This is a genomic window from Ruegeria sp. AI3 (genome assembly GCF_056541245.1).
This window is the reverse complement of the sequence record NZ_JBQFYA010000106.1, coordinates 1-517: the sequence shown is the minus strand read 5'-3', so window position 1 is coordinate 517 and position 517 is coordinate 1. Positions and strand designations below refer to the sequence as shown.

General features: G+C 55.1%; 2 protein-coding genes. One reads left to right on the top strand and one right to left on the bottom strand.

The annotated features are described in order from the left end of the window. Positions 1–264, bottom strand: a 264-nt coding sequence (locus tag ACRZ95_RS23300; protein WP_480555794.1) for a Glu/Leu/Phe/Val dehydrogenase dimerization domain-containing protein, incomplete at its 3' end; no start/stop codon positions are given. A gap of 156 nt (positions 265–420) precedes the next feature. Between ACRZ95_RS23300 and ACRZ95_RS23295 the strand changes: the two genes are divergently transcribed. Beyond that, positions 421–517 (top strand): AsnC family transcriptional regulator (locus ACRZ95_RS23295; protein WP_480555792.1); only part of this gene is annotated, 97 nt, incomplete at its 3' end.

The window sequence follows — 517 nt, the reverse complement described above, 5'->3', positions numbered from 1 at the left end:
ATCGCCGATGATCACCGATTTGCCACCACCCAGCCCAAGCCCGGCCATGACATTCTTGGCCGTCATACCACGCGCGAGGCGCAACACGTCCTCGCGCGCAGCTTCCCGGCTTTCGTAAGCCCACATTCGGCAGCCACCCGCCGCCGGGCCGAAAACCGTTGAATGCAGACAGATGTAAGCCTGTAACCCGTGGCTGGCTTCCTCGGCAAATATCAGGCGTTCGTACCCGGGCGGTGGGGTTTCTTCCGTGATGATCAGGGGCATGATTTCACCATTCGTTTGTATGGCAGGGGTGTCGTCGTTTCGATCCGTCAGGATCATCACGTCCAGCCTATGGTCCTGCGCTGGGTTGAAAAACCGCTTTAGCAAGATAATCTGAAGGAAACAGAGTGGTTTCTGCTACAAAACAAAGGATACATAGTGCCTTACACTACTGATCAGGCGGATCGAGAGATTCTTCGTGCGTTACAAGAGGACGGACGTATGTCATTGGTCCAACTGTCCGAACGCATCGGAT